Origin of the sequence: Kitasatospora sp. NPDC059747 (assembly GCF_042732955.1) — a bacterium.
In the GTDB taxonomy this organism is placed as follows: domain Bacteria; phylum Actinomycetota; class Actinomycetes; order Streptomycetales; family Streptomycetaceae; genus Kitasatospora.
The window spans coordinates 1-8,528 of sequence record NZ_JBHWGV010000157.1; the positions used below are offsets into that span (position 1 = coordinate 1).

Annotated in this window: 8 protein-coding genes; 6 read left to right on the top strand and 2 right to left on the bottom strand. The window is 74.1% G+C overall.

Features of this window, described 5'->3' with window-relative positions; translation table 11 throughout:
- On the bottom strand, positions 1-587 hold a 587-nt coding region (locus ACFV4G_RS39165; protein WP_380447615.1), incomplete at its 3' end, for a TetR/AcrR family transcriptional regulator.
- 116 nt (positions 588-703) lie between these two features.
- On the opposite strand from ACFV4G_RS39165, the gene ACFV4G_RS39170 reads away from it, so the two are divergent.
- From ACFV4G_RS39170 to ACFV4G_RS39190, 5 genes are all read left to right on the top strand, one after another.
- Positions 704-1,411, top strand: coding sequence for an SDR family oxidoreductase (locus tag ACFV4G_RS39170; protein WP_380447617.1), 708 nt, complete (start codon positions 704-706; stop codon positions 1,409-1,411).
- 68 nt (positions 1,412-1,479) lie between these two features.
- Positions 1,480-1,902 (top strand): tautomerase family protein, encoded by a 423-nt coding sequence (locus ACFV4G_RS39175; RefSeq protein WP_380447619.1) that lies wholly within the window; start codon positions 1,480-1,482, stop codon positions 1,900-1,902.
- A 412-nt stretch (positions 1,903-2,314) separates the two neighbouring features.
- Positions 2,315-4,144: a sialidase family protein gene (locus ACFV4G_RS39180; RefSeq protein WP_380447621.1), complete on the top strand. Its 1,830-nt coding sequence runs from the start codon at positions 2,315-2,317 to the stop codon at positions 4,142-4,144.
- A gap of 95 nt (positions 4,145-4,239) precedes the next feature.
- Complete coding sequence (locus ACFV4G_RS39185; RefSeq protein WP_380447623.1) at positions 4,240-4,983, top strand: ABC transporter ATP-binding protein; 744 nt, start codon at positions 4,240-4,242, stop codon at positions 4,981-4,983.
- Complete coding sequence (locus tag ACFV4G_RS39190; protein WP_380447625.1) at positions 4,977-7,526, top strand: FtsX-like permease family protein; 2,550 nt, start codon at positions 4,977-4,979, stop codon at positions 7,524-7,526. The genes ACFV4G_RS39185 and ACFV4G_RS39190 overlap by 7 nt, the downstream gene beginning before the upstream one ends.
- Positions 7,527-7,537: 11 nt before the next feature.
- Here ACFV4G_RS39190 and ACFV4G_RS39195 read toward each other — a convergent pair whose 3' ends face one another.
- Positions 7,538-7,954 (bottom strand): GNAT family N-acetyltransferase, encoded by a 417-nt coding sequence (locus tag ACFV4G_RS39195; RefSeq protein WP_380447627.1) that lies wholly within the window; start codon positions 7,952-7,954, stop codon positions 7,538-7,540.
- Between the two features lie 254 nt (positions 7,955-8,208).
- Between ACFV4G_RS39195 and ACFV4G_RS39200 the strand changes: the two genes are divergently transcribed.
- A complete protein-coding gene (locus ACFV4G_RS39200; protein ID WP_380447629.1) occupies positions 8,209-8,427 on the top strand; it encodes a heavy-metal-associated domain-containing protein in 219 nt (72 codons plus the stop codon).
- Positions 8,428-8,528 lie beyond the last annotated feature (101 nt).

An 8,528-nucleotide genomic window follows, 5' to 3' on the forward strand; every position in this document is an offset into this window, starting at 1 on the left:
GCGCCCGGGGTGGTCAGGTGGTGGCGTGCGGCGGTGAGGATCTCCTCGGACAGCTCGGCGTCGTCGCTCGCGCGGGCGAGGAGGATCGCGCCCACCAGGGTGGACAGGTCGGCGAGTGCGGTCTCGCGCCCGTCGCCGTCCAGCCGTTGCAGGCCGTCGACGAGGTCGCGCAGGCCGGCCGTGAACGCCGTGCGGACCGCGCTGCCCGGTTCGGCGCGCGCTGCCTCGGCGCCGAGGGTCGCGGCCGGGCAGCCGCCGCCCGGGTTGTCGCGGTGGACCGTCGACAGGTAGCGCGACACGAACTCGGTGCGCGGGGACGGGCCCTCCTCGGGGCCCTCTGCGGGGCCCTCCCCGGTGAGCCGGTCCATGGCCTCGCGCCGTTCGCCGAACGCGGCCCGGAGGGCCTGGGCGACGAGGTCGTCCTTCGACGAGAAGTGGCGGTAGAAGCCGCCGTGCGTCAGCCCGGCGGCGGCCATCGCCTCCGGGACGCTGACCTGGCCCGCGCCCTTCTCCCGGATCAGCCGGGACGTCTCGTCGATCACCTGCTGCCGGTGCTGCTGCGCCTCGGCTCGTGACACTCGGGGCATGTCGGCGGTCCCTTCTTCCTCCGGGGGGCTGGGGAAGATCCTACTTCCGCGGCCACTTAGATGATGGTAATAATCTAAACCTGATCCGAGAGCGAAGTGAAGCGAGGAGAAGGCACATGACCGTCATCGAAGGCTCCGTCGCGCTGGTCACCGGAGGCCGGCGCGGCATCGGCAAGGCGCTCGTCGAGGAACTCCTGCGGCGCGGGGCGGCGAAGGTCTACGCCACCGCACGCAAGCCCGCCCCCACCCCCGCCGGCGACGCGCGGATCGAGGTCCTCCCACTGGACGTCACCGACGGCGCCTCCGTCGCCGCCCTCGCGGCGCACGCCCGCGACGTCGACCTCGTCTTCAACAACGCCGGCGTCCTGCACCCGTCGCCGCTCCTCACCGCCGACCTGGACCTCGTGCGGGACACGTTCGAGACCAACGTGATCGGCCCGCTGCGCATCGCCCAGGCCTTCGCGCCCGTGCTCGCCGCGCGCGGCGGGGGAGCCGTCGTCGACCTGCACTCGCTCCTGTCGTGGGGAGCCGGCGCAGGGGCGTACGGCGCGTCCAAGGCCGCGTTGTGGTCGCTGACGAACTCGCTGCGCCTCGAACTCGCCGCGCAGGGCACTCAAGTCGTCGGCGTGCACCTGGGGTTCGCGGACACCGAGATGGTCGCCGCCATCCCCGTGGAGAAGATCGCGGCGGCCGACGTCGCCCGGATCGTCCTCGATGGCGTCGAGCGCGGGGACAGCGAGGTGCTCGTCGACGACGCGACCCGCGCGATCAAGGCCGCGCTGTCCGGGCCGGTGGAGGGTCTCGCCGTCCTCGGCCGCAACTGACCGCCCGGCCGCAACTGAACGCCCGGCCGCAACCGACCACACGTCATATCCGCACAGGAGGAAGAGCCATGCCGCTCTGGCACGTGTACCACCCGCCCGGCACCTACGCCCCGCAACAGAAGAAGCAGCTCGCGGACGACATCACCGGCTTCTACACCGGCTTCGGGCTGCCGCCGTTCTACGTGATGACGCTCTTCCACGAGGTCGCGGCGGACTCGTTCCACGTGGGCGGCGAGCCCGCCCCGGACGCCGTGCGCATCGTCGTCGAGCACATCGCGCGGCACATGGACGACCCGGACCAGCGCCGGCGGACCAGGGAGAGGCTTTCCGCGCTGCTCGCGCCCCACACCAAGGACCGCGGGCTGTACTGCGAGTTCCACATCGACGAGACGCCGCGCGACCTCTGGATGATCGACGGCTTCGCGCCGCCGCCGACCGGGAGCGAGGCCGAGAAGCGCTGGGTGAAGGAGAACCGGCCGAGCGCGTACTGATCCCCCAAGGGCGGTCTGCGGTGAACACGTCGGGAGCGCCACCGCAGAGGCGTTCGCCGGCTACCCCGACGGCACCGACTGCGAGCCTCCGCGCGGCGGCCACTGACGGTCACCGCCGCCCGGCGGGGGTGCCCTTGGTCCGTACCGGCCGAACGGCCGGTCGCCACGATCGACCAACAGGCCGCCCCCGCCTCGGTGTTCGCCGCCGGTCAAGGTCTGCGCCCCGGGGAAAGGGAGCCCCGGGGCGCGGTCAACGGACCGTCAAGTTCGCGCGGACGACCTTGTTGGCGTGCCCGCGGCCACCTACCGTCATCACGCCGAGTCGCCGGGCCGCCGTCCAGGGGCCCGGCCCGACCCGTCGATTCCGGACGCAGTGCCCCAGGTTCACCCCAGAACGTAGGAGGCCCTCCCTTTGCGTACCCGTAGAAGACTCTCCCTGCTCCTCGGCCCCGCCCTGCTCGGGCTCTCCCTCCTCTCCCCGTTCTCCTCCTCGGCAGCGACCGCCCCCGCCCTCCCACAGGGCACCCAGACCGACGCCGCTTACGCCGCGAGCCAGGCCGCCTCCCACGTGACGAACGTCCTGGCCACCGCCCAGCGGACCAGCTGCTACCGCCCCGAAGTGCCCTACACCGTGGACAGCGGCCCCGCCGGGGCCTACAGCGGCATGACACCCTGCCCGGCCTCCGGCGCGACGACCGGCGAGGACACCGGAGCCGCCGGCCCGTACGCGACGCAGGCGGGCAGCAACCCGGGCTACCCGGCCGCGACGCCGATGCTCGTCAAGGGCCACTCGGAGTCGGACCTGCGGGTCGACCCGACCGACCCCAGCCACCTCATCGGCGCGTCCAAGTGGGTCGTGAGCGCCGAGGGCTACAACCACCTGCTGGGCTTCTTCGAGTCCCACGACGGCGGACGCACCTGGCCGGTCCAGGGCCACATCCCCGGCTACGAGGGCTGGACCGACAACACCGACCCCGTCGGCGCCTTCGACACGTGGGGCAACTACTACTCCCTGCTCCTGCCGTACCAGTTCGTCTATGACCCCAACGGCACCCACGACTTCATCCCCGGCACCGCCCAGGAGGCCAACCCGGCCGTCCCGTCGCAGGCCATCTCCCTCTCCGTGCGCCCGCACGGCGCGACCACCGCCACCCAGTGGATCACCACCCACAACGGCCGGCCGGACTACGTCGCGACCTACGACAGCATCGGCAACGGCCCCGACAAGCAGTGGATCGCCGTCGACACCAACCCCGACAGCGCCCACCGGAACCGCATCTACGCGATGTGGGTGGACTTCCACAGCAAGACGCCCGTCCCGTACGTCGCCTACTCCGACGCCCGCCCGGACGGCACCCACACCGACTGGTCCGCCCCGCAGGCGCTCCCCGAGCCGCCGTCCACCCCGCAGGGCGCCACCTACCTGCTGCCGCACGTCGCCCCCGACGGCACGGTGTACACGACGCTCACCAACTCCGACCCGGCGCACAAGTTCTGCTGCACCACGATCTTCCTCGACGCCTCGCACGACGGCGGACGGACCTGGTCCACCGTCTCGACCGTGCAGGGCAACATCACGCCGCCGCCCGGCTCGTACGCCAACACCACCTTCCGCGACGGCATCGAGGACACCTTCACCCTCGGCACGCAGCCGGTGAACGGCCACTACCCGCTCTACTCGGCGTACGAGGACTACGGCACGGGCGTCGTCAACGTCCTGCTCACCGCCTCCTACGACGACGGCGCGACCTGGTCGGCCCCGGTCCGGGTCAACGACAACGCCGCGCCCGTCGACGAGTTCCAGCCCAACCTGACGACGGGCCCCGACGGCACCGTCAGCGTCGCCTTCTACGACCGCCGCCTCCCCTGCCCGGCGGCCGGCACCCCCGAGGCGACGGCCGCCGGGCTCGCACTGGACACCGCCAACGCCAAGAGCCCCGGCGTCGCGCCCTACGGCGCCGCCAACTACTGCGTCAACACGAGCATCCAGTTCTACGACCCGGCCCTCGGCCCGATCGGCCACAACACCCGCCTGAGCGCCCACACCTTCGACCCGCAGCTCGACTCCCCGGTCGAGGGCTCGTCGACGTTCATCGGCGACTACTTCGGCAACACCATCGCCGGGAGCGCCGTCTCCGGCACCACCGACTACACCACCTCCGTCAGCACCTACGACGACGGCACCAACCCGGACCACCTCCAGCAGCAGCTGGTGACCTCGATCCCGGTGCCGCACAAGTAGGCCGGTACGCCGCCCTGGGGGTGTAGCCAGCTACACCCCCAGGACTGAACCCCCGGCCATTGAGCCGCGTCCGCCCCGGCCGGTTGACTTGGATCATGAACGCCACGCACTTCGCCGTCGAACTCCGAGCGGTCCACCGCACCTACCGCCGCGGGCCCGAACCGGTGGTCGGCCTGGACGAGGTGAGTGTCGGCTTCCCCTTCGGCACCTTCACCGCCGTCATGGGCCCGTCCGGTTCCGGCAAGTCGACCCTGCTGCGGTCGGCGGCCGGCCTGGAGCCGATCGACGGGGGCGAGGTACGGGTCGATGGCACCGTCCTCACCGGCCTGCGGGACAACGAGCTGACGGTGCTGCGCCGGGAGCGGATCGGCTTCGTCTTCCAGTCCTTCAACCTGCTCCCCGCCCTCACCGCGGCCCAGAACGTGGCGCTCCCCGCCAAGCTGGCCGGGCGGCGCCCCGCGGCCGCCGAGGTGAGCGCCGCCCTGGCCGCCGTCGGCCTCGCGGACCGCGCCGGACACCGGCCGGGCGAACTCTCCGGCGGGCAGCAGCAGCGCGTGGCCATCGCCCGGGCCCTGATCACCCGCCCCGCCGTCCTGCTGGCCGACGAACCCACCGGTGCGCTCGACACCAAGAGCGGCCGCGAGGTCCTCGCGCTGCTGCGCACCATGGCGGACGCCCCGGGCCGGGCCGTCGTCATGGTGACCCACGACCCGGTCGCCGCCGCCCACGCCGACCGCGTCGTCTTCCTGCGCGACGGCCGCCTGGCGGGCTCGCTGGAGCAGCCCACCGCCGAGCAGGTCGCCGCCCGGATGACCGCCCTGGAGGCCGTGGCATGCTGAGCCTCGCCATCGCCACCGTCCGCCTGCGCTGGGCCTCGTTCGTCGGCAGCTTCGTCGCGCTGGCCTGCGGCGTCGCCCTGATCGCCACGTCGATCCTGGTCATCGCCGCCACCGCCGGCGTCCCCGAGCAGGCCCGCCAGCGCTACTCGCAGGCCCCAGTCCTGGTGACCGCCGCCCGGAGCGTGGACTTCACGAGCGTCCACGGCGACACCCAGCCGACGCCCGTCCCCCTCCAGCCGGGCCTCCCGGCCGCCGTGATCGCCGCCGTCGCCGGGACCGGACGGACCGTCCAGGACCACACCTGCTACGCCCAGCTGGCCGACGGCCCGCGCGACCAGGTCGGACGCGCCTGGTCTTCGGCGGCCCTCGGGGGCTACCGGCTGACCGCCGGCGCGGTGCCGGCCGCCGACGACCAGGTCGTCATCGGCGGGGGCCGCCCCGAGCAGCTCGGGCAGCCCGTGCGGTTCGCCACCGCCGACGGCCCGCACAGCGCCACCGTCTCCGGCATCACCGAGGCGGAGCCCTTCGAGCACGCCGTCTTCTTCACCGACGCCCGGGCCGCCCGGTACTGCCCGGCCGTTGGCGTGCTGGCCGCCTTCGGCGACGCCGACGCCGTCCGCGCGGCCGTGGCCGCCACCGGCGGCACGAGCGTCGCCCAGGTGCTCACCGGCGCCGACCGCCGCCTGGCCGACCCGCACTACGCTGAGGTCAGCAGCCGGCTGGACGACGTCCAGACGCCGCTCGGCCTCGCCGCCGCGGTCTCCGGCGGCACCGCCGTGTTCGTGGTCGGCGCCACCTTCGCGCTGTCGATCGCCCAGCGGCGCCGCGAACTCGCCCTCCTGCGGCTGATCGGCGCCACCCGCAAGCAGCTGCGCACCCTCGTCAACCGCGAGGCCCTCGTGGTCGGCGTGCTCGCCTCCGCCGCCGGGTGCGCGCTCGGCGCGGCCGGGGCGCCGGTGGCCGGGCACTGGCTGATCGGTCACGGCATGGTCCCGGACGGCTTCACCGTCCCGATCACCTGGTGGGGGCTGCTCGTCGCGGGCCTGATCGGGCTGCTGACCGCGATGAGCGGCGTCGTGCTCTCGTCGTTCAAGGCCGGCCTGGTCAGCCCCGGCGAGGCGCTGGCGGAGGCGGACGTCGAACGGCACTCCCGGGCCGCGCTGGCCTTCCGCTGGGCCGGCGGCCTGCTCGTCCTCGGCGGCAGCACCGCGGCCCTCGTGATCACCGCCCGGCAGTGGCCCGACGCCGCCGCCAACGCGGCCGACTCGCTCGCCCTCCTGCTCGCCGTCGTCGCCGGATGCGTGCTGCTCGCGGGCGTGCTCGCCGGACCGGTGCTCCGCCTGCTGACCGCGCTGCCCGGCTTCTCGTCCCGGCTGCGCGGCCGCCCCGCCGAGGACGGCGGCGGCATCGTCTGGGCCACCGCCCGGCAGAGCGCGCTCACCGCCTTCCGCCGCACCGCCGCGACCACCACCCCGGTGGTGCTGATCGTCGCCTTCGCCGGGTGCCTGCTCGGCAGCCTCGACACCATCGACCGCGCGCAGGCCACCGAGGTCCGCAACCAGCTCGCCGCCGCCGACCTCGTCGTCACGCCCGCCGGCACCCCCGGGCTGAACCGGGCGGTCGTCGACCGGGTCCGCGCCGTGCCCGGCGTCCAGGCCCTCGTCATCACCCCGACCTCCGTGATGGCCGAGCAGAACGGCGAGTCCCTGGTGCCCTTCCGTGCCGCCGCGGCCGACCCCGCCGCGCTCGCCGCCGTCGACCGCCTGCCGGTCGTCGCCGGCTCCGTGGCCGACCTCGGCCCCGACACGATCGTGCTCAGCCGCACCTGGCCCGGCTCGCCCGCGGTCGGGCAGCGGGTGCCCGTCCGCCTGGCCGACGGCACTCCCAGGACGCTGCGGGTCGCCGCCGTCCTCGGCACCGGTGCCGAGGCCGTCCAGGCGTGGGTCACCGGCCCGAACGCCGTCACCGACAGCGTCGGCGGGCCCGCCCTCGCGAGCCGGATCGACCTGCGGCTGCCGTCCGGCACCGACCGGCAGCAGGTGGAGGCGGGCCTGGAGGCGGCCGTCCACGGACTCGGGGCGCGGCTCGCCACCCCGCAGGACGTCTGGAAGGCCGCGACCAACGCCGACGCGGAGGCCGCCTGGAACGCCCTGCTGATGATCCTCGGCCTCGCGATCGGCTACGCGGCCATCGCCCTCGCCAACTCCCTGGTCATGACCGTCACCGACCGCAGGCGCGAACTGTCCCTGCTGCGCCTCGCCGGCGCCACCAAGATCCAGGTGCTGCGCACCGTCGCCGTCGAGACGCTGATGTGCGTGGCGGCCGGCACGGCGATGGGCGTCCTCGGTACGGCCATCAGCGTCGGCGGCTCCTGGGCGGCCCTCGTCCACCTCATCGGCCCGACGCCCGCAGCCATGCCCTGGGGCACGATGGGCGCGCTCGCCGCCGCCTGCGCGGCCGTCGCCCTCACGGCGGCCGTCCTCCCGGCCGCACTCGCCCTGCGGGGCCGGGACGGCGAGGACATCCTGCGCGGGGCCGCGTAAGGCGGGGGTCCTCAGCCGGCGGACGGCTGCAGGGGCTTGCGGACGAGGTAGGTGAGGCCGAACCCGGAGTCGCTCTCCCGGACGTCGGCGTACCCCCGCCGGAGGTAGAACCGGTGCGCGGTGATGCTGGCGCCGGCCTCCATGTGCGCATGCCCCTCGGCCGCCGCCAGCGCCTCGATGTGGTCCATGAGCAGGCGGCCGATCCCGCGCCCCGCCGAATCCGGATCGACGAACATGCTGAAGACCTTGTGGCCGTCCCGGGAGACCGTCCCCACGACCCCCTCGTCCTCCGCGACGAAGATGTGCCGGTCCGCGGACAGCTCGACGAACCGCCGAGCCGTGAAGTGCTCGCACATCCGGTCGATGACCTCCGCCGGATAGTCCCGGCTGTTCACCTCCCGCAGGCAGCGGTGCACGATCTCCGCCACCCGCGGAGCGTCGTCGGAACGGAATGACCGGACGGCGATCACCACTGCGCCTCCCAGGCAGTCGGTCGGACGTAACCGCTGTCGAGGGTACGCGGCCGGGCCGCGCCGCGGGCCCCGTCGGGCGGGTGGGGCGATCGGTTCCCGGAACCACTCGATGGTGCCATCCGGGCGGCGTGTCCCTGGGATGCGGGCGTGGTTTGGGGTGTCGTTGTCGGCGTCGCCCACCGACCGCGTCCGATACCGGAGGTACCCGCATGTCCACCATCACCACCGTCCTGACCGTCGACGGCATGAGCTGCGGCCACTGCGAGAAGACGGTCAGCGCCGGGCTCTCGGCCCTGCCCGGCGTCACCGACGTCGTCGCCGACGCGCCGTCCGGCCGCGTCACCGTCGCGTCGGCCGAGCCGCTCGACGAGGCGACGCTCCGCAGCGCGGTCGACGGGGCCGGGTTCACCTTCGTCAGCCGCGTCTGAGTCCCGCTCCGGCCACCGGCCCCGGGTCGGTGGCCGGGCCGGATCGGGCCGCCGGATAAGCCCGCCTCGGGGTCGGGCCGGGCGCGGCTCGTGCAGTCGTG